The following is an 18512-nucleotide window of genomic DNA, read 5'->3' on the forward strand; positions in this document are numbered from 1 at the left end:
CGTGAAAGTCAGGCCGCTGCGGCCGTCAATTGCATGTCGAGATGCTTGCCATTGTGGCCGGTGATCGTCGCCGGCACAAGTTCGCCGGGACGAAGGCCGGCGGCTGCGACCAGCGTGAAGTTTTCCGTATGGGCCAGGCCGTTGTTTTCAACAAGCAGCCACTGCCGGGTTCCGACCATGCCATCGAGATGGGATTGATGCAGCCTCTGTCCAGTGGCGCGCAGCCTTGCCGCGCGATCCTTGACCAGCGACCGGTCGAGCTGCGGCATGCGGGCGGCCGGCGTGCCGGGACGCGGGCTGTAGGGGAAAACGTGCAGGTGCGCGATGCCAGCCTCTTCGGCGAGCCGCACTGTATTGGCGAACATCTCTTCCGTTTCCGTGGGGAAACCGGCGATCATATCGGCGCCGAAGCTCATTTCAGGGCGAAGGCGGCGCGCTTCCTCGATGAAACGCAGCGCATCGGCGCGCGAGTGCCGGCGCTTCATCCGCTTCAGGATCATGTCGTCGCCATGCTGCAGCGATATATGCAGATGCGGCATGAAACGCGGCTCGTCGGCAATGAGGTCCATCAGATGGGCGTCGGCCTCGATGCTGTCGATCGAGGAAAGCCGCAGACGACGGATTTCAGGGAGCTGTTTCAGCAGCGTCTTCGCCAGAAGGCCGAGCGTCGGCGCGCCGGGCAGATCGGCGCCATAGCTGGTGGCGTCGACGCCGGTCAGCACGATCTCGCGATAACCGCTGTCGGCGAGTTTGCGCGCCTGATCGACGACCGCACCCATCGGCACGGAGCGGGAATTGCCGCGGCCATAGGGGATGATGCAGAAGGTGCAGCGATGGTCGCAGCCGTTCTGCACCTGAATGAAGGCGCGCACGTGGCCGTCGATGTGCCTTACCATCTGCGGCGCCGTCGCCTTGACGCTCATGATATCGTTGACGCGGAGCTTCTCTTCGGCCGAAACGCCGAAATCCGGCAGGCTGCGATAAGAGGCGCTCGTCAGCTTCTCCTCGTTGCCGAGCACCGCATCGACCTCCCCCATGGCAGCGAAGGTTTGTTTTTCCGTCTGCGCGGCGCAGCCGGTGACGATGATGCGGGCATGCGGATTGTCGCGCCGCGCCCGGCGGATCGCCTGGCGGGCCTGGCGCACGGCCTCGCCGGTTACGGCGCAGGTGTTGACCAGGATGGCGTTGTTGAGCCCGGCCTTCTCGGCCTGCGCCTTCATCACTTCGGATTCATATGTGTTGAGGCGGCAGCCGAAGGTAATGACCTCGATGCCGCTCACTGCGCCTCGACCTCTCGGGTGCCGTCGCGCGACCAGAGGCCGGTCGAAGGATCGACCCGGCCCGACCATTCCCATTCCGCCGGTCCCGTCATGATGACGTGATCGTCACGCTCGCGCCATTCGATGGAAAGTGTCGCCGGCGGCTTGGCGCTTGCCACGTTGATCGTGACCTTGCGGCCGGTGCGGCCGGTGCGCGTCGCGCTGACGGCGGCCGAACAGGCGGCCGAACCGCAAGCAAGCGTCAGTCCCGCACCGCGCTCCCATGTGCGCGTCGTCACCGATGTCGGCGAGGTCACCTGCGCCAGCGTGATGTTGGCGCGCTCGGGAAACATCGGATGGTTTTCGAGTAACGGCCCGAAGCGGGCGAGATCATAGGACATCACGTCCCTGTCCACCCAGAAGATCGCGTGCGGATTGCCCATCGACATTGCCGAGGGCGAATGCAGCACCGGATTGTCGATCGGGCCGATTTGCAGTTCGATGCGGCTGGTGTCGCGGAATTCTTCCGCCAGCGGAATCCTGTTCCAATCGAAGACCGGCCGGCCCATATCGACGGAGATCGTCCCGTCCTCGTGCTCGACGGCATTGAGAATGCCGGCGACCGTCTGGAAGGTGAAGGCCTTCTTTCCGGTCTCGGCGGCAAGCGCCTGCACGACGCAGCGTGTGCCGTTGCCGCAGGCCTGCGCCTTCGAGCCGTCGGAATTCAGGATATCGATGAAGGCATCGGTGCCGTCGGCCTTCGGATCATGGATCGCCATGATCTGGTCGAACTCGGTCTCAGGATCGGCATTGAGCGCGATTGCCGCCATGGGCGTCACCTTGTCCGGCCGCCCACGCATGTCGACGACCAGGATCTTGTTGCCAAGCCCGTTCATCCTCGCGAATTCGACCGTTGCGTTCATGGTATCATTCCGTCCGTCTTTCCGCTGTATATGGCGGAAACGCGAGGGAATTACCAGTGGGTGAGTGCCATGCAAGCCTTGCAGCCGACCGAGGTCTCGGGCCGTCCGGCTTCTACCGCTGTCCGCCGTCGGGCTCGAACGACGCCGCATGCGCCTCGACGATAGCGGCGGTGATGACCTTTCTCAGCTCATAGACCAGCGAGCGGGACCGTTTGCGGTCCAGATCCTGTGCCGCTTTTGCAAGACTAAGGCCTTCGTTGAGAACAATATGATGGGCCCGTGCCAGCGCCCAACTTTCAATATCAGCATTGATCATTCGATATCTCCGCCGGATCATCCGGCATCAAGGATATTCACGAATCATTTTACAGGACGCACTTAAGTGGAAAATAGAATCACAAGCAGAATATTTTGCAACTCGCCTAAATAGCGAATTTGAACTGTGAGCGGGAATTTAACCGCTTGCCCCATGTGGCGCCGCTTCCGAAAAGCCGCCATGCGGCCATCTGCCCGCATTCGCCTTGACTTTCCCGCCGCTTTCCTGTTTATCGCGCCCAATCCGCGACGAGCCACATGACTCCGAGCCGCCGACCGGGACTTCGAGATCCCGGAGGTCAACACCCGACAGCGCGATGCGCCCTCGGGTGCTTTTTGGCTTTGCGTCTTGTTTTCGTCAAGGAAAAGCACGACGTTTCCGGGCATATCGAACCCGCCCGAAACGTATCAAGGAAGAGCCGATGTTTGAAAACCTCCAGGACCGTCTTGGATCCATTCTGAATGGACTGACAGGCCGTGGCGCGCTTTCGGAAGCCGATGTTTCCGCTGCGCTGCGCGAGGTTCGCCGTGCGCTGCTGGAAGCCGACGTCGCGCTCGACGTCGTGCGCTCCTTCACCGAGCGCGTGCGTGAAAAGGCCGTCGGCGCCGAGATCCTGAAGTCGATCAAACCCGGCCAGATGGTCGTCAAGATCGTCCATGACGAACTGATCGAGATGCTGGGTGGCGAAGGTGTGGGCATCGATCTGCATGCGCCGGCCCCCGTCGTGGTCATGATGGTCGGCCTGCAGGGCTCGGGCAAAACGACGACGACCGCCAAGATCGCCAATCGTCTGTCGACGCGCGACAAGAAAAAGGTGCTGATGGCATCGCTCGACACGCGCCGTCCCGCCGCGCAAGAGCAGCTTCGCCAGCTCGGCGCCCAGGCCAATATCGACACGTTGCCGATCATCGCAGGCCAGTCGCCGACCGATATCGCCGCCCGCGCCGTGCAGGCGGCCAAGCTCGGTGGCCACGACGTCGTCATCCTCGATACCGCCGGCCGCACCCATATCGACGAGCCCTTGATGGTCGAAATGGCCGACATCAAGAAAAAGTCGAACCCGCATGAAATCCTGCTGGTCGCCGATAGCCTCACCGGTCAGGACGCCGTCAATCTCGCCCGCAACTTCGACGAACGCGTCGGCATCACCGGCCTCGTGCTGACCCGCATGGACGGCGACGGCCGTGGCGGTGCTGCCCTTTCGATGCGCGCCGTCACCGGCAAGCCGATCAAGCTGATCGGCGTCGGCGAGAAGATGAGCGAGCTCGAGGAGTTCCATCCCCGCCGCATCGCCGACCGCATCCTCGGCATGGGCGACATCGTTTCGCTCGTCGAGCGCGCGGCCGAAAACATCGACGCCGAGAAGGCGGCCGCCATGGCCGCCAAGATGGCCAAGGGCAAGTTCGACCTCGACGATCTCGCCGATCAGCTGCGCCAGATGCAGAAGATGGGCGGCATGGGTGGCATCATGGGCATGATGCCCGGCATGGCCGGCATGAAGGACAAGATGGCCGCCGCCGGCCTCGACGATAAGCTTTTCGGCCGCCAGATCGCCATCATCCAATCGATGACCAAGGCCGAGCGCGCCAATCCCGACCTGCTCAAGCATTCGCGCAAGAAGCGCATCGCCGCCGGTTCCGGCACCGATGCCGCCGCCATCAACAAGCTTCTGAAGATGCACCGCCAGATGGCTGATATGATGAAGATGATGGGCGGCAAGGGCAAAGGCGGCCTGATGAAGCAGATGATGGGCGGCCTTGCCGGCAAGATGGGGCTTGGCGGCGGCCTGGGTGGCATGGGGGGCGGCATGCCCGATCTCTCGAATATCGATCCTCGCCAGCTCGAAGCCCTGCAGAAGCAGGCGGAAGCGGCGGGGCTTGGAAAGCCGGGTGGGGGTATGCCCGGTCTCGGCGGCCTGCCGGGTGGTTTGCCGGGCCTCGGCGGCGCCAAGCTGCCGGGTCTTGGCGGTGGTTTCCCGGGATTGCCCGGCTTGCCGAAGAAGAAGTGAAAGGATCGTTTGCCCCATGATTGATCCAGACGTCAAAGCCCAGCTCGCGAGCTATCGTCAGTCGATCGACAATATCGATGCCGCTCTCGTGCACATGCTGGCCGAACGCTTCCGCTGCACCAAAGAGGTCGGCGTGCTGAAGGCCAAATACAATCTGCCGCCGGCCGATCCGGCGCGCGAGGAATACCAGATCGAACGCCTTCGCCAGCTGGCGAAGGCCGCCAATCTGGATCCGGATTTCGCCGAGAAGTTCCTGAACTTCGTCATCAAGGAAGTCATCCGGCATCATGAGCAGATCGCTGCGGATCACGCTGAACAGAGCGCCGCAGCCCGATAACCCTGCCGCCCTACGAAGCGGTCAAGAACAGCCTAAGGAGTAAAGAACATGGCCCTGAAAATTCGTCTCGCCCGCGGTGGCTCCAAGAAGCGTCCCTATTACCACGTCGTGCTCGCCGATGCGCGCAGCCCGCGTGACGGCCGCTTCCTCGAAAACCTCGGCTCCTGGAACCCGATGCTTGCCAAGGACGATGAGAAGCGCGTTCAGCTGAACGCCGAGCGCATCAAGCACTGGCTCGACAACGGTGCCCAGCCGACCGACCGCGTTCTGCGCTTCCTCGACGAAGCCGGCGTTGCCAAGCGTGAAGCCAAGAACAACCCCGTCAAGGCGAAGCCGGGCAAGCGCGCCCAGGAACGTGCCGCCGAAAAGGCTCAGAAGGCCGCCGACGCCGCCGCTGCTGCCGCCGACGCTGCGGAATAATCGCAACCTTCCTTTCTTAGACGGGCGGCATGGCGACATGCCGCCCGTTTTCGTTTCCAATCGCCCGCACTTCGTTTATGAGAAACCTGTCTTTCGGCTTCACATGAAGGAACCCATGACAAAGCTTGAAAACCCGGTTTTGATGGCGACGATCGGTGGCGCGCAGGGCCTCAGGGGCGAGGTGCGCGCCAAGGCCTATACGGCCGATCCGACCGCGCTCGGCGATTACGGCCTTCTGCACAGCATGGACGGACGCAGCTTCGAAATCCTCGAGATCCGCGAGATGAAGAACGTCGTCGTCGTCCGCTTCCGTGGCATCAACGACCGCAACGCCGCCGAAGCGCTGAACGGACTTGAACTCTATATCGAGCGAGACAACCTGCCGGACGAGGAGCTCGAGGACGACGAATTTTACTATGCCGATCTCGAAGGGCTCGAAGCGCTTGATGACAAGGGCGTCAGCTACGGAACGGTCTCCGGCGTCTTCGATTTCGGCGCCGGCGATCTCCTGGAGCTCAAGGGCCCGGGCAAGCGCCCGGTTCTCATTCCCTTCTCGGAAGCCTCCGTACTGGAAATCGATCTCGAAGCCGGTACGCTGCTGATCGACCCGCTGGCGGCGGGACTGGTCGACGAACCCGAGCTTTCGCAGTTCACCGCCGGCAAGCCGAAAAAGAAGAAATAATGGCTTTCCGGGCACGCGTACTGACACTTTATCCGGAAATGTTTCCGGGACATCTTGGCTTCTCGCTTGCCGGCAAGGCGATGGAGCGGGGGCAATGGTCGCTGGATCTGGTGCAGATCCGCGATTTCGCCACCGACAGACACCGCACCGTCGACGACACCCCGGCCGGCGGCGGCGCCGGCATGGTGCTGAAGGCTGACGTTCTCGCCCGCGCGATCGACAGTGCCGGTGAAAATGATCCCCGGCCGCGCCTGCTGATGAGCCCGCGCGGCCGGCCGCTGACGCAGCAGCGCGTGCGTGAGCTTGCGACGGGTGACGGCGTCATCATCGTCTGCGGTCGCTTCGAGGGCGTCGACCAACGGGTGATCGAGGCGCGCGGACTGGAAGAGGTCTCGATCGGCGATTACGTGCTGTCGGGCGGCGAGCCGGCGGCGCTGATCCTGCTTGATGCGATCATCCGCATCCTGCCCGGCGTCATGGGCAACGATCTTTCCGGCCTGCACGAAAGCTTCGAGGGCGGGCTGCTGGAACATCCCCATTATACCCGGCCACAAGAGTGGGAAGGCCGGGAAATTCCCTCCGTCTTGACCTCCGGCAACCACGGTGCCATCGAGAAGTGGCGCCACCAGGAAGCGGTGCGGCTGACGCGGGAACGGCGGCCGGACCTGCTCGATCGCGCTAAAACCGAGAAAAACGGCTGATTTCGCCGTCCTTTTCACAAAAATGTCGTGTGAGGGATGACAAGCCCCGGCCTTTCGTGTAATGGCGCACGCGGAAATGGGGTTAGCCCCGTCTGCCAGCAAACAAAGAATGGCGAATCCGCTCCCGTCCGCAAGGGCAAACTCCGGAGGCATCGACCGAAGGACAGTGTGAGCGCTCTGGCTGTTTCAGAAGAACCAAAGGTTGAGACGATGAACATCATCCAGCAGCTCGAGGCCGAACAGGCCGCCAAGATCGAAGCCAAGCGCACCCTCCCCGAATTCTCCCCGGGCGACACCGTCCGCGTCAACGTCAAGGTCACGGAAGGCAACCGTACCCGCGTCCAGGCCTATGAAGGCGTTTGCATCGCCCGCTCCGGCGGCGGCCTGCAGGAAAACTTCACGGTTCGCAAGATCTCCTACGGCGAAGGCGTCGAGCGCGTATTCCCGGTCTACTCGCCGATGATCGAAAGCGTCGACGTCGTTCGCCGCGGTAAGGTCCGTCGCGCCAAGCTCTATTACCTCCGCGACCGTCGCGGCAAGTCGGCTCGTATCGTTGAAGACACCGGCGTTCGCGCCCGCAAGCTCAACGACGCCGAGCGCGCTGCTGTCGCCGAGGAAAAAGCCCGTATCGAAGCCGAGAAGGTTGCAGCCGCCCAGGCACTCGCCGCCGAAAAGGCAGCAGCAGAAGCTGCGGAAGCCAAGGCCGCTGCCGAAGCAGCTGCTGCGGCCGAAGCCGAGAAGGCCGCAGAATAAGATCTGCGCAAAATTCTGTTTCTGGAAAGGCGGTCTTCGGATCGCCTTTTCTATTTTTTGCGCTTGAGCATGACCGGCGGCCTTGCCTTCGGCAGGTCATCCGTGACAATTTTGCCGTTCAATTTTGGAGCCGTTCTATGCTGTTTCGTCGCACCGTTCTCGCAAGCTTCGCCGCCCTTGTGCTTGCACCTATAGCCGCATCGGCCGCCGAGCTGCCGGATCTCGGCGGCAAGAGCGTCATCGTCGTCACCGAGAATGCCTATCCGCCGCTGCAGTTCGTCGATCCGAAATCCGGCAAGGCGATCGGCTGGGAATATGATGCGATGAACGAGATCGCCAAGCGGCTGAACTTCAAGGTCGAATATCAGAACACCAGCTGGGACGCGATGATCCAGGCGGTTTCCGACGGCCAGTACAACATCGGCATGACCGGCATCACCATCAAGGACGACCGTAAGCAGAAGGTCGACTTCTCCGATCCCTATATGCGCTCGCAGCAATTCATGCTGGTACGCGGTGATGAGAAGCGCTTCGCCGACGCCAAGTCCTTCGGTGAATTCAAGGACGGCCTGATCGGCGCTCAGCCCGGCACCTCGCCTTTCTACACCGCCGTCTATGAGATCCTCGACGGCAACGAACAGAACCCGCGCATCAAGCTATTCGAAACCTTCGGTGCAACCGTGCAGGCCCTGAAGACCGGCGACGTCGATCTCGTCCTCACCGACAGCGTCGCCGCCAAGGGTTATGTCGATTCCTCGAACGGCGCCCTGAAGGTGGTTGGCGAACCGCTCGGCACCGAGGATTTCGGCTTCATCTTCCCGAAGGGCTCTGATCTCGTCGCCCCTGTCAATGCCGCCATCGCAGCGCTGAAAGCTGACGGCACCTTCGAGGCGCTGAACAAGAAGTGGTTCCTCGACTACAAAATGGGCGAATAATCCCCCGAGCAATGGCGCCACAACCATACCCGCGACAGGAGAAGGAAGACCGCCCTTGGTGGCTGGCCCTCCTTATCCTGATCGGCATCGTCCTCGCAGTCGTCATCGTCACCAACGATATTTATGCGCAGGTCTTCCAGACCGTGGTCAATGGCGCAGGCATTACCGTGTTCGTGACACTGGTCGCCTTCATGCTGGCGACAGTGCTTGGTCTCGGTATCTCGCTGCTTGGCCTGTCCGACAGCATCGTGCTGCGTCAGGTCGCCCGTTTCTACATCGAGATCGTCCGCGGCATCCCGATCCTGGTGCTGCTCTTCTACATCGCCTTCGTCGGCGCACCCGGTTTCGTCGCGGCCTATAACTTCATGATCACACCCCTGGTGAAATCAGGCGTTACGGAACCGATTCTGGTGCGCGACCTGTCGCTGATGTGGCGCGCCATCATTGCGTTGATGATCGGCTATTCCTCCTTCATTGCCGAGATCTTCCGCGCCGGTTTCCAGTCCGTCGATATCGGTCAGATCGAGGCGGCCAAGTCGCTCGGCCTGTCGCGCTACCGCCGATTCCGGCTCGTTGTGTTCCCGCAGGCGATCCGGGTCATCCTCCCGCCGCTCTCCAACGATTTCGTCTCGATGGTGAAGGATTCGTCCCTCGTTTCGGTGCTCGGCGTGGCCGACATCACGCAGATGGGCAAGGTCTACGCCTCCGGCTCCTTCCGCTTCTTCGAGACCTACTCGATCGTCACCTATATCTACCTGATCCTGACGATCGGCCTGTCGCTTTTCCTGCGGCGGGTCGAGAAGAAGATGAAGCAGATGCCGCGGCGCTAGAGCACTTTGCCTCCATGCGGACGCGCCAAGGATGCGCTTCACGATTCGAATTGCCGTTTCGATCAAAAATCGCTATATCCAGCGCCATGGAATCCAAGTTCAGTTGCATTGGCGCGCATATTTTCGTGCTGCAGGATCATTATCGCCTGCCGGCGCGATTCTTCGCATGCGTCTCCGGTGCGCTCAACAGCCGACTTCGTTGATCGAATGACGGCCAGCGGAGCCTGATCCGCTTTTTCCGATTTTCCAAAGCTTCCAAAAACGGACTTACCGCCATGAGCGCACCGCGTACCCTCTACGACAAGATCTGGGACGACCACCTGGTCGACGAGCAGGCAGACGGCACCTGTCTTCTCTACATCGACCGCCATCTGGTCCATGAAGTCACCTCGCCGCAGGCTTTCGAAGGCCTGCGCATGTCCGGCCGCAAGGTTCGCGCCCCGGAAAAGACGCTCGCCGTTGTCGACCACAACGTTCCCACCTCGGCCGACCGCCATCTCGGCATCAAGAACGAGGAAAGCCGCATCCAGGTCGAGCAGCTCGCCAAGAACGCCGCCGAGTTCAACGTCGAATATTATTCCGAGAACGATAAGCGCCAGGGCATCGTCCACATCATCGGGCCGGAACAGGGCTTCACCCTGCCGGGCATGACGATCGTCTGCGGCGACAGCCACACCTCCACCCATGGCGCCTTCGGCTCGCTCGCCCACGGCATCGGCACGTCCGAGGTCGAGCACGTTCTCGCCACCCAGACGCTGATCCAGAAGAAGGCCAAGAACATGCTGGTGCAGGTCGACGGCCAGCTGCCGGCAGGCGTCACCGCCAAGGATATCGTTCTGGCCATCATCGGCGAGATCGGCACCGCTGGCGGCACCGGCTACGTCATCGAATATGCCGGCGAAGCGATCCGTTCGCTGTCGATGGAAGGCCGCATGACGATCTGCAACATGTCGATCGAAGGCGGCGCCCGCGCCGGCCTCATTGCCCCTGACGAAATCACCTTCGAATATATCAAGGGCAAGCCGCGCGCGCCGAAGGGCGAAGCGCTGGAACAGGCGATCGCCTATTGGAAGACGCTGAAATCAGACGAAGGCGCTCATTTCGACCGCATCGTCAAGCTGAACGCCGCCGAACTGCCGCCGATCGTCTCCTGGGGTTCTTCTCCTGAGGATGTCGTCTCCGTCCAGGGCATCGTGCCGAACCCGGATGAAATCCAGGACGAAACCAAGCGTGCCTCCAAGTGGCGTGCGCTTGACTATATGGGCCTGAAGCCGGGCACGAAGATGACCGACATCGCTGTCGATCGCGTCTTCATCGGCTCGTGCACCAACGGCCGCATCGAAGACCTGCGCGCCGCTGCCAAGGTCGTCGAGGGCAAGACCGTCGCCTCGACCGTCAACGCGATGATCGTTCCGGGCTCCGGCCTCGTCAAGGAACAGGCGGAAGCCGAAGGCCTCGACAAGATCTTCAAGGCCGCCGGCTTTGACTGGCGCGAGCCGGGCTGCTCCATGTGCCTTGCCATGAACGACGACCGGCTGAAGCCGGGCGAGCGTTGCGCCTCGACGTCGAACCGCAATTTCGAAGGCCGTCAGGGCTTCAAGGGCCGCACGCATCTCGTCTCGCCGGCCATGGCAGCCGCCGCCGCGATCGCCGGGCACTTCGTCGATATCCGCGAATGGAACTGACCCGCCGGGCGGAATGAAAGATAAAGCCGCCCGGTGCGTCTCAGCGCATCGGGCGGCTTCTTATATGGCGCTGTCGGCAGCCGATCGACGGTATTCAGCAACGGCGATCAGAAAGCCGCTGTCATCGGATCCGGCCCCATGCGGGCGCCGGCGCTGTCGAGTTTGGCGATCGCCGCCATGTCGTCGGCATCGAGCTTGAAATCGAACACCTGGAAGTTTTCTTCGATGCGCGACGGCGTCACCGATTTCGGGATGACGACGAGACCGGTATCGATATGCCAGCGGATGATGACCTGGGCCGGCGTCTTCCCATGCTTGTTGGCGATCTCGCCGATGACCTTGTTCGAGATGAATTTGCCTTGGCCGAGCGGGCTCCAGGATTCGGTGGCGATATTCAGTTTCTTGTGAGCCTCCTGCGCCGCCTTCTGCTGGAAGTCGGGGTGCAGCTCGATCTGATTGATGACCGGAACGACGCCGGTCTCGCCGATGATGCGCTCGAGATGTTCGGGATAGAAATTCGACACGCCGATCGAGCGGGCGCGGCCTTCTTCGCGGATGCGCACGAATGCCTTCCAGGTCTCGGTGTAGAGGCCGCGATGCGGCGACGGCCAGTGAATGAGATAGAGGTCGACATAGTCGGAGCCAAGTTTCTTGAGACTGCCGTCGAAGGCCCGCAACGCATTGTCGTAGCCCTGGTCGGTATTCCTGAGCTTGGTGGTGACGAAGATATCCTTGCGGTCGAGGCCCGACGAGCGGATACCTTCGCCCACACCCTCTTCATTATCGTAACCCGAAGCCGTATCGATATGCCGATAGCCTGCGGCAATGGCAGTGCGTACCGTCGGCGCGGCAATCTCCTGCGGCGTCTGCCACACGCCGAGACCGACCTGGGGAATGGAATGTCCGTCATGGAAAGTGATGATGGGTTGAGCGGTCACAATATATCTCCGGGAGTTTGAAGAATTGGACGAGGCATGGATTGCGCCCGCACCTGCGGACGTCCCGGAACGCATTTCAGCCGGAGCGTCCGGTCACCGGAACCATATAGGTGGCGGCAGCTTGAAGACAATCAGAGGACCCGGACAATCGTTCCCTTTCGAAGGTGGGGCAGAAGGCGGCGCATGTCACGCAGGCTTACGGCCACGCAGCCGGCCGTCGGCTCGTAGCCCGGCCTGATGAGATGGAAGAAGATCGCCGAACCGCGATGGCGCGCCCGCGAGGAAATGTTCCAGTCCATGACAAGGCAGATATCGTAGAGACCGTCGCTGCGCCGCATCTCCTCATGACTTGCCCCGAATGGCGCCCGCACGAGGCGGTTGTAGTTGGCGTTGCCGGGCTGGTCGCACCAGAGCATGTCTGCGCGGATGCGGCGAATGGGAAGCGAGGTGATGAGTTGACCGTTTTGTTCACCGCGCCGGAAACCGGAAATCAGCCGCATCGCCGCGATTGGCGTGGCGCCGTCGCCCTCGCGTTTCAGGATGGTACGGCCCGATCGGCCGATTGCGGCAGGGACGGTGATTGCGCCGAACCGAACGATGGCGCGGCTCTTCTTCCCTGGAGCGGGCCGCACCATGATCGTTGATGGCCGCATGCCCCGGCTCCGCCTTGCTTTTTCCATTTTTCTCGCATGTCTTGCATTGCCTGGTGCCTTGATTGAAATCATATGAAAAGCTGCGCGGCAACAGCCCCGCCGGCCGATCCTTGCCAAAGCTGCAATTTGGCGTAGGACTAGGGGACTTAACTTTGAGGATGCAACGGCATGACCGCACGCACCATTCTTCTGGTGGATGACGACGAGGACCTTCGTCAGACCTTGACGGAGCAATTGTCGCTTTATGAGGAATTCACGGTTCTGCAGGAAGCCAGCGCCGGCAAAGGTGTTGCGACCGCCCGTTCGACGCCGGTCGACCTCTTGATCATGGATGTCGGCCTGCCCGACATGGACGGCCGCGAAGCGGTGAAGCTCTTGCGCAAGGGCGGCTTCAAGGCGCCGATCATCATGCTGACCGGCCACGATACCGATTCGGACACGATCCTCGGCCTCGAAGCCGGCGCCAACGACTACGTCACCAAGCCCTTCCGCTTCGCTGTGCTGCTCGCGCGCATCCGTGTACAATTGCGCCAGCACGAGCAGAGCGAGGACGCGACCTTCACCGTCGGCCCCTATCTCTTCAAGCCGAGTCAGAAACTGCTTACCACCGACAACGGACAGAAGATCCGCCTGACGGAAAAGGAAGCGGCGATCATCCGCTATCTCTACCGTGCCGAGCAGAAGGTCGTCACCCGCGACGTGCTTCTTGAAGAGGTCTGGGGCTATAACTCAGGTGTAACGACGCACACGCTGGAAACCCACGTCTACCGGCTGCGCCAGAAGATCGAGCGCGATCCCTCCAACGCCGAAATTCTGGTGACGGAAAACGGCGGCTACAAGATCATACCCTAGAGCATTCCGTTTCCCCAAATCACGGAGATGCTCTATCTCTTTGTTTTCACGCAATTCCCGGCAAGAGCGTTTCACGCTTTGCTTGGCAAATCCGCCAGGCACTTTTGCCGGAGTTGCTCTAAGGCGAAAAGCCGGCATGGCGCTGACCGACGACATTCATCTGCTTTCCCAGCTTCCGCTGTTCAAGGACATGAGCGAGGACCAGCTGCGGCTGATCGCCTTCGGCGCCGACCGGCGCATGATCGCCGCCGGCCAGATGCTGTTCCGCCAGGGCTCGCCGGCCGAAAGCGCTTATGTCGTCTTGAGCGGCAGCCTCGAACTCAGCACGATGAGCAGCGACGGCATGCAGCGGGCGGAGGCGGTCGCCGGGCAGGGAACACTGATTTCCGAACTGGCGCTGGTCACCCTGGTGGAGCGCAAGTTCACTGCAATCGCACGCGAGGACACGAGCATCATCCGCATCACTCGCGCCCTCTTCCATCGACTGCTCGAGGAATATCCCGATGCGGCCCGTCTGATCGAAAACCGCATCCGCGACAACCTCGCCGAACTTGCAGCCAAGGCGGCAAGCCAGTTCCATCGATTCAGCTGAACCTTGTCAGAAGTCGAAATGCGCTGTCACCGGCACATGGTCCGACGGCCGATCCCAGCCGCGCGCCTCCTTCAGGATCTCGATCCGCTGGAGATGCGGCCCGAGATCCGATGACGACCAGATATGGTCGAGCCGGCGGCCGCGATCGGCCGCCTCCCAGTCCTTGGCGCGGTAGCTCCACCAGGTATAAAGCTTCTCGCTTGCCGGCACGTGCTGGCGCATGAGATCGAGCCAAGCGCCGCGCTTCATCACCTCGAGCAGCCCGTCGGTTTCGACGGGCGTATGGCTGACGATTTTCAGCAGTTGCTTGTGCGACCAGACATCGTGCTCCAGCGGAGCGATGTTGAGGTCACCGACCAGGATGGCGGAGGTGTTAGCCTCGCCATTCGCTTTCAAGAGCTTCATCTCCTCGATGAAATCGAGCTTGTGGCCGAATTTCGGATTGATCATGCGATCGGGCTCGTCGCCGCCGGCCGGGACGTAAAAATTGTGCAGCCGGACACGGCGGTTGCCGCGCTCGAACACCGCCGATATGTGGCGGGCATCGCCGACGCCGCAATAATCCTGCCGGTGATCCTCCGTCAGCGGAATGCGCGAGGCGATTGCGACCCCGTGATACCCCTTCTGGCCGTGCATGATGATGTGATCGTAGCCCATCGCCCGCAAAGGTGCTGCCGGGAAGAGCTCGTTCGGCACCTTGGTCTCCTGCAGGCAGAGAATGTCAGGCCTCTGTTTGAGCACGAGCTGCTCCACGATCGGCATGCGCAGACGTACCGAATTGATGTTCCAGGTGGTGATCGAAAAGCCCATGCCCCATGCCCTCTCGCGTCAACTTCGCATGCCAGTCGAACCACAGAACTGTGGCTCGACGCGACGCACTTTCATGAAAGGGCTTTAAAACAAAGGCGGGCAGGAAGAAACCGGCAGCGTGCAAAAGCCCCAGTCGATCAACCGAAAACCCTCAGTCTCGAGAAGCTGCCGTGCCCGGAATGCTCTCATAGGGCACCCGGAAGACCCGGTCGTCGAACTGCACACCCGTCTTGACGTTGAAGATCATCACCGACGTATCCTTGCCCTGGTTGTCGGTGATCGTCCACTGGCGCAGATCATAGGTCTTCGGATCGAACATCATAGTGATCGTCGAGTTTCCGAACACGGTATTGTTGCCGAGCGCGATCGTCGTCAGGTCCGACTCCTCCTTCACACCCTTCACCATGCCGGCCGAAAGGTCGATATGTTGCGCCAGGAGCAGGCTGAGCGGAGTCTTCGAGAGCGGATAGAGATCCCAGGTCTTGAGCTTAGTATTGCCGATGGCGACGTTCTTGCCGTCGGCGATCACCCGCATTGGCGACGGATCGTCATAGTTGAAGCGCAGCTTGCCGGGACGCTGGATGAAGAACTTGCCGCCGGTCTGCTCGCCGCGCGGACCGAACTGGACGAATTCGCCCTGCATCGTCGTGACGCCGGAGAAATGATCGGCGATTGCCTGCGCGGTGCCGGAAGCGGGCGCTGCCGCTTGTGCGATGGCGCTGAGAGGGACGGCGCTCGCCACAGCAGCGACGGCGAAAGCGCCGAGAAGATCGCGGCGCGTCATCACCAAGCCGGAGAGGAAGGAATCGGAGTTACGCATCTAAATCTCCTTAATGCGATCTGCATGCCGCCGAAAGGCGGCGTCTTCAAGGCGTTGCGATCGGCGCGCGAAAAGCAGCGACATCGATGCCACCGCGTTTCCGCCAAAAGGGCCTCATCAGAAATATATGGCGCTTGTCTCAGCGGTCGAGGATGTCGCCCTCGGTCGGAACGAGGATTTCTCGTTTGCCGGCGTGGTTGGCCGGCCCGATGATGCCTTCCTTCTCCATGCGCTCGATCAGCGACGCAGCGCGGTTGTAGCCGATACCAAGCCGGCGTTGAACGTAAGAAGTCGAAGCCTTGCCGTCGCGCAGCACGATGGCGACGGCCTGATCGTAGGGATCTTCCGAATCCGAAAGGTTCGACGTGCCGGCCGGACCGCCGCCGCCGTAATCGCCGTCCTCTTCGTCATCGGCGGTGATCGCATCGAGATATTGCGGCGAGCCCTGCGTCTTCAGGTAGGAGACGATCTCTTCCACCTCGACATCCGAAACGAACGGGCCGTGGACGCGCTGGATGCGCCCTCCGCCCGCCATATAGAGCATGTCGCCCATGCCGAGCAGCTGTTCGGCACCCTGTTCGCCAAGAATTGTGCGGCTGTCGATCTTCGAGGTGACCTGGAATGAGATGCGGGTCGGAAAGTTCGCCTTGATCGTGCCGGTAATGACGTCGACCGATGGACGCTGGGTCGCCATGATCACGTGGATGCCGGCCGCACGCGCCATCTGCGCCAGGCGCTGGACCGCCCCTTCGATGTCCTTGCCGGCGACCATCATCAGATCGGCCATCTCGTCGATGATGACCACGATATAGGGCATCGGCTTGAGGTCGAATTCCTCGGTCTCGTACATGGCCTCGCCGGTATGGCGGTCGAAGCCGGTCTGCACCGTGCGGGAGATAACCTCGCCCTTCGACAGCGCCTGTTCGACGCGCGTGTTGAAGCCGTCGATGTTGCGCACGCCAATCTTCGACATCTTCTTGTAGCGCTCTTCCATCTCGCGCACGGTCCATTTGAGCGCGACGACGGCCTTCTTCGGATCGGTGACAACAGGCGAAAGCAGATGCGGAATGCCGTCATAGACGGAGAGTTCGAGCATCTTCGGGTCGATCATGATCAGCCGGCACTGTTCCGGCGTCATGCGGTAGAGCAGCGACAGGATCATCGTGTTGATGGCGACCGATTTGCCCGAACCGGTGGTGCCGGCGACGAGCAGATGCGGCATCTTGGCGAGGTCGGCGATGACGGCTTCTCCGCCGATCGTCTTGCCGAGCGCCATGGCGAGCTTGGCCTTGCTGCCGTCGAAATCGCGGGAGGCGATCAATTCGCGGAGATAGACGGTCTCGCGCGTCTGGTTCGGCAATTCGATACCGATCGCATTGCGGCCCGGCACGACGGCGACGCGGGCGGCAATGGCGCTCATCGAGCGGGCGATGTCGTCGGCGAGGCCGATGACGCGCGACGATTTGATGCCGGGCGCCGGCTCCAGTTCGTACAGCGTGACGACCGGGCCTGGGCGGACGTGAATGATCTCGCCCTTGACGCCGAAATCCTCCAGCACACCCTCGAGCATGCGGGCATTCTGCTCCAGCGCATCGGCCGACAGTGTCGAATCGCGCACCACGTTCCTGGGCTCGGCGAGCAAATGCATCGAGGGAAGCTGGAAACCCTCGGGACGAATGAACGAACCCTGCGCTTCCCGTTCGACCCGGGCACCGGGCTTCGGACGCGTGATCGCCGGGACGACGCGTGGTTCCGGCTTGGCGGCGGCTTTTGCCGGCGCACGGATCGTCCAGTCGTCATCATCGTCGTCGGGCAGAATGTCGGCCGGACGCGGCGGCATGTCGGTATCGAAGGGCGGATCGCCGTCCTCATCCTCGTCGTCGATGGAAAGCGACGGCGCGGCGACGACGCGGCGGGGCGAAGCCGAGCGCGGCTCCATCGATGGCTCCAGGCGCTCGCCGCGGACGGCCGGCGCTTTGGGGCGGACCGGTTCGTTCAGTGTGCCGAATTCATCGTCGTTGAAATCATAAGGCGACTCGAAATCGCCCTGGCGCCGCTGGCGCGGTCCCATGCCGAAGAGCCGGCGCAGCCGGCCCTGGCTCATGAACCATGCATGCGTCATGGCGCCGCTGAACGCAACCCAGCGCGATTCGTCCTCTTCCTCGTCCTCGTCTCCGACCACCCGCGCCTTGCTTGTTGTCTCGACGTAATCGTCCTCGGTTTCGTCATCGGCGCTGCGGCCGACGAGGCCTGATGCGAAGAGCATCATCCAGGCTGTCGGTACAGCAAAAATGCAGCCGACGACCATGGCGAAGGTGCCGGTTGGATAAGCGCCGACGAAGAGTGCGGGAAAGCGCAGGATCATATCGCCGATGACGCCGCCGATGCCGTTCGGGATCGGCCAGGTGAGCGGCGGCGGAAAACAGCCGATGACGGCGGACGAAAGCACCGAGCCGGCAAGCCAGGCGCCGATGCGGACGGGAATGCGGTCGAAGCGACGACCGGAGATCATCGTCAGCGCCCAGGCAACGATCGGCAGCATCGCCACGACACTGGCAAGCCCCAGAAACTGCATGACGATATCGGCAAAGGCGGCACCGCTGTAGCCGAGAACATTCGTCGGCAGGTTGGCGGTGGCGTAGGAATAGCTCGGATCGGCGACATTCCATGTCGCCAGCGCCGCAACTGAGAAGGCCAGCAGCAGAAAGATCGCAAAGCCGATGAGTGCCTCGATCTGCCGCAGCATGAATGCCGAGAAGGAGAACCGATCCGGACGGCCATCCATTGCCGGCGACGTGCTTCTTGCCATGTGTCTAACCCGTCCAATGCCTGAGGGCAGGCGAATCGCCGAAGCCTCGCCATGCCAAATGCGTCCGCTCTACCTAACCAGAGCGGGGTTAAAGTGATGTTAACCATGCAAGTACCGGCACGCATTCCGGCCGATAAAAGAAAAAAGCCCGAACCTTTGAAGGTCCGGGCCAAATGCGGTCTACGAGCT

19 protein-coding genes are annotated in these 18512 nt (G+C 61.8%); 11 read left to right on the forward strand and 8 right to left on the reverse strand.

Features of this window, described 5'->3' with window-relative positions; genetic code table 11:
* Positions 1–8: 8 nt before the first annotated feature.
* From mtaB to HJC04_RS11065, 3 genes are all read right to left on the reverse strand, one after another.
* Positions 9–1280, reverse strand: coding sequence for a tRNA (N(6)-L-threonylcarbamoyladenosine(37)-C(2))-methylthiotransferase MtaB (gene mtaB / locus HJC04_RS11055; RefSeq protein ID WP_221146130.1), 1272 nt, complete (start codon positions 1278–1280; stop codon positions 9–11).
* Positions 1277–2182 (reverse strand): diaminopimelate epimerase, encoded by a 906-nt coding sequence (gene dapF / locus HJC04_RS11060; protein WP_221146132.1) that lies wholly within the window; start codon positions 2180–2182, stop codon positions 1277–1279. Before dapF ends, mtaB begins: the two co-directional genes overlap by 4 nt.
* Before the next feature lie 112 nt (positions 2183–2294).
* Positions 2295–2519, reverse strand: coding sequence for a hypothetical protein (locus HJC04_RS11065; RefSeq protein WP_042119085.1), 225 nt, complete (start codon positions 2517–2519; stop codon positions 2295–2297).
* Positions 2520–2919: 400 nt separating this feature from the next.
* On the opposite strand from HJC04_RS11065, the gene ffh reads away from it, so the two are divergent.
* From ffh to leuC, 9 genes are all read left to right on the forward strand, one after another.
* Positions 2920–4506 carry a signal recognition particle protein gene (gene ffh / locus HJC04_RS11070; RefSeq protein WP_221146134.1) on the forward strand — a complete coding sequence of 529 codons (1587 nt, stop codon included), beginning with the start codon at positions 2920–2922 and terminating at the stop codon, positions 4504–4506.
* A gap of 16 nt (positions 4507–4522) precedes the next feature.
* Positions 4523–4843, forward strand: a complete 321-nt coding sequence (locus HJC04_RS11075) for a chorismate mutase (RefSeq protein ID WP_011427149.1) — start codon at positions 4523–4525, stop codon at positions 4841–4843.
* 48 nt (positions 4844–4891) lie between these two features.
* On the forward strand, positions 4892–5263 hold the full coding sequence (gene rpsP / locus HJC04_RS11080; protein ID WP_037116834.1) for a 30S ribosomal protein S16: 372 nt from the start codon (positions 4892–4894) through the stop codon (positions 5261–5263).
* Positions 5264–5378: 115 nt separating this feature from the next.
* A complete protein-coding gene (gene rimM, locus HJC04_RS11085) occupies positions 5379–5945 on the forward strand; it encodes a ribosome maturation factor RimM (protein ID WP_210633016.1) in 567 nt (188 codons plus the stop codon).
* Complete coding sequence (trmD, locus tag HJC04_RS11090; protein ID WP_210633017.1) at positions 5945–6646, forward strand: tRNA (guanosine(37)-N1)-methyltransferase TrmD; 702 nt, start codon at positions 5945–5947, stop codon at positions 6644–6646. The genes rimM and trmD overlap by 1 nt, the downstream gene beginning before the upstream one ends.
* A gap of 210 nt (positions 6647–6856) precedes the next feature.
* Positions 6857–7399, forward strand: coding sequence for a 50S ribosomal protein L19 (gene rplS / locus HJC04_RS11095; RefSeq protein ID WP_064805537.1), 543 nt, complete (start codon positions 6857–6859; stop codon positions 7397–7399).
* Between the two features lie 137 nt (positions 7400–7536).
* Entirely contained in the window at positions 7537–8334 is a 798-nt protein-coding gene (locus HJC04_RS11100) for a basic amino acid ABC transporter substrate-binding protein (protein WP_210633018.1), read from the forward strand.
* Positions 8335–8345: 11 nt separating this feature from the next.
* Positions 8346–9164 carry an amino acid ABC transporter permease gene (locus tag HJC04_RS11105; RefSeq protein ID WP_221146136.1) on the forward strand — a complete coding sequence of 273 codons (819 nt, stop codon included), beginning with the start codon at positions 8346–8348 and terminating at the stop codon, positions 9162–9164.
* 275 nt (positions 9165–9439) lie between these two features.
* Positions 9440–10849, forward strand: a complete 1410-nt coding sequence (leuC, locus tag HJC04_RS11110; protein WP_221146137.1) for a 3-isopropylmalate dehydratase large subunit — start codon at positions 9440–9442, stop codon at positions 10847–10849.
* A gap of 107 nt (positions 10850–10956) precedes the next feature.
* On the opposite strand, the gene HJC04_RS11115 is transcribed toward leuC, so the two are convergent.
* Together HJC04_RS11115 and HJC04_RS11120 are read right to left on the reverse strand one after the other, a co-directional pair.
* On the reverse strand, positions 10957–11787 hold the full coding sequence (locus HJC04_RS11115; RefSeq protein WP_210633021.1) for an aldo/keto reductase: 831 nt from the start codon (positions 11785–11787) through the stop codon (positions 10957–10959).
* 131 nt (positions 11788–11918) lie between these two features.
* A complete protein-coding gene (locus HJC04_RS11120; RefSeq protein WP_221146139.1) occupies positions 11919–12440 on the reverse strand; it encodes a L,D-transpeptidase in 522 nt (173 codons plus the stop codon).
* A gap of 168 nt (positions 12441–12608) precedes the next feature.
* Here HJC04_RS11120 and HJC04_RS11125 point away from each other — a divergent pair, with 168 nt between their 5' ends.
* Both HJC04_RS11125 and HJC04_RS11130 read left to right on the forward strand, forming a co-directional pair.
* Entirely contained in the window at positions 12609–13292 is a 684-nt protein-coding gene (locus tag HJC04_RS11125) for a response regulator transcription factor (RefSeq protein WP_210633023.1), read from the forward strand.
* A gap of 136 nt (positions 13293–13428) precedes the next feature.
* Positions 13429–13884: a cyclic nucleotide-binding domain-containing protein gene (locus HJC04_RS11130; protein ID WP_210633024.1), complete on the forward strand. Its 456-nt coding sequence runs from the start codon at positions 13429–13431 to the stop codon at positions 13882–13884.
* Positions 13885–13890: 6 nt separating this feature from the next.
* On the opposite strand, the gene HJC04_RS11135 is transcribed toward HJC04_RS11130, so the two are convergent.
* The 3 genes from HJC04_RS11135 to HJC04_RS11145 form a co-directional block, all read right to left on the reverse strand.
* Entirely contained in the window at positions 13891–14694 is an 804-nt protein-coding gene (locus tag HJC04_RS11135; protein ID WP_221146140.1) for an exodeoxyribonuclease III, read from the reverse strand.
* A 151-nt stretch (positions 14695–14845) separates the two neighbouring features.
* Positions 14846–15514, reverse strand: a complete 669-nt coding sequence (locus HJC04_RS11140; protein WP_221146141.1) for an outer membrane lipoprotein carrier protein LolA — start codon at positions 15512–15514, stop codon at positions 14846–14848.
* Between the two features lie 139 nt (positions 15515–15653).
* Positions 15654–18323 carry a DNA translocase FtsK gene (locus HJC04_RS11145; RefSeq protein ID WP_221146142.1) on the reverse strand — a complete coding sequence of 890 codons (2670 nt, stop codon included), beginning with the start codon at positions 18321–18323 and terminating at the stop codon, positions 15654–15656.
* Between the last annotated feature and the right edge of the window lie 189 nt (positions 18324–18512).

This window comes from Rhizobium sp. NLR8a (assembly GCF_019685235.1).
GTDB lineage: Bacteria > Pseudomonadota > Alphaproteobacteria > Rhizobiales > Rhizobiaceae > Rhizobium.

What these genes read in the sequence shown, in the direction of transcription:
- dapF (WP_221146132.1), bottom strand. Translation starts at nt 2,182, where the DNA reads ATGAACGCAACGGTCGAATTCGCGAGGATGAACGGGCTTGGCAACAAG.
- HJC04_RS11065 (WP_042119085.1), bottom strand. Translation starts at nt 2,519, where the DNA reads ATGATCCGGCGGAGATATCGAATGATCAATGCTGATATTGAAAGTTGG.
- ffh (WP_221146134.1), top strand. Translation starts at nt 2,920, where the DNA reads ATGTTTGAAAACCTCCAGGACCGTCTTGGATCCATTCTGAATGGACTG.
- HJC04_RS11075 (WP_011427149.1), top strand. Translation starts at nt 4,523, where the DNA reads ATGATTGATCCAGACGTCAAAGCCCAGCTCGCGAGCTATCGTCAGTCG.
- rpsP (WP_037116834.1), top strand. Translation starts at nt 4,892, where the DNA reads ATGGCCCTGAAAATTCGTCTCGCCCGCGGTGGCTCCAAGAAGCGTCCC.
- rimM (WP_210633016.1), top strand. Translation starts at nt 5,379, where the DNA reads ATGACAAAGCTTGAAAACCCGGTTTTGATGGCGACGATCGGTGGCGCG.
- trmD (WP_210633017.1), top strand. Translation starts at nt 5,945, where the DNA reads ATGGCTTTCCGGGCACGCGTACTGACACTTTATCCGGAAATGTTTCCG.
- rplS (WP_064805537.1), top strand. Translation starts at nt 6,857, where the DNA reads ATGAACATCATCCAGCAGCTCGAGGCCGAACAGGCCGCCAAGATCGAA.
- HJC04_RS11100 (WP_210633018.1), top strand. Translation starts at nt 7,537, where the DNA reads ATGCTGTTTCGTCGCACCGTTCTCGCAAGCTTCGCCGCCCTTGTGCTT.
- HJC04_RS11105 (WP_221146136.1), top strand. Translation starts at nt 8,346, where the DNA reads ATGGCGCCACAACCATACCCGCGACAGGAGAAGGAAGACCGCCCTTGG.
- leuC (WP_221146137.1), top strand. Translation starts at nt 9,440, where the DNA reads ATGAGCGCACCGCGTACCCTCTACGACAAGATCTGGGACGACCACCTG.
- HJC04_RS11120 (WP_221146139.1), bottom strand. Translation starts at nt 12,440, where the DNA reads ATGCGGCCATCAACGATCATGGTGCGGCCCGCTCCAGGGAAGAAGAGC.
- HJC04_RS11125 (WP_210633023.1), top strand. Translation starts at nt 12,609, where the DNA reads ATGACCGCACGCACCATTCTTCTGGTGGATGACGACGAGGACCTTCGT.
- HJC04_RS11130 (WP_210633024.1), top strand. Translation starts at nt 13,429, where the DNA reads ATGGCGCTGACCGACGACATTCATCTGCTTTCCCAGCTTCCGCTGTTC.
- HJC04_RS11135 (WP_221146140.1), bottom strand. Translation starts at nt 14,694, where the DNA reads ATGGGCTTTTCGATCACCACCTGGAACATCAATTCGGTACGTCTGCGC.
- HJC04_RS11140 (WP_221146141.1), bottom strand. Translation starts at nt 15,514, where the DNA reads ATGCGTAACTCCGATTCCTTCCTCTCCGGCTTGGTGATGACGCGCCGC.
- HJC04_RS11145 (WP_221146142.1), bottom strand. Translation starts at nt 18,323, where the DNA reads ATGGCAAGAAGCACGTCGCCGGCAATGGATGGCCGTCCGGATCGGTTC.